Genomic DNA, 398 nt, shown 5'->3' with positions numbered 1-398 from the left:
AAGTACGGTACTCCGCGCGCTAAGGTCCAGGAGGCTCTGGATGCTGGCCGCCCGGTGATTCTTGAGATTGACCTGCAGGGCGCTCGCCAGATTCGCGAGACCATGCCGGATGCTCGCCTGATTTTCTTGGCTCCTCCGAGCTGGGATGAGCTGGTGTCGCGTTTGGTGGGTCGAGGTACCGAGAGTGAGCAGGAGCAGGCTCGTCGCCTTGAAACCGCGAAGGTTGAGCTGGCTGCTGAGAAGGAATTTGACGTCACGGTCGTCAACGACTCTGTTGAGCGTGCAGCGAAGGAGATTGCTGAGCTGATTGGCGCCGCCTAATCTGCATGCTTTGCGTTCGCGGTGGGGCTAGAGTTTCTTCCGACCTGTGGTTCTGCCGTGAGGCGTTGTGAAGGGTG

1 pseudogene is annotated in these 398 nt (G+C 59.5%); it reads left to right on the top strand.

Annotated features, from left to right (window positions below):
* Positions 1-321, top strand: a pseudogene (locus AB8E48_RS09000) (guanylate kinase); the annotation flags it as partial.
* Positions 322-398 lie beyond the last annotated feature (77 nt).

This window comes from Rothia mucilaginosa, assembly GCF_964211445.1.
GTDB classification, from domain to species: Bacteria; Actinomycetota; Actinomycetes; order Actinomycetales; family Micrococcaceae; genus Rothia; species Rothia mucilaginosa_E.
This window is presented reverse-complemented; position numbering and strand designations above follow the sequence as displayed.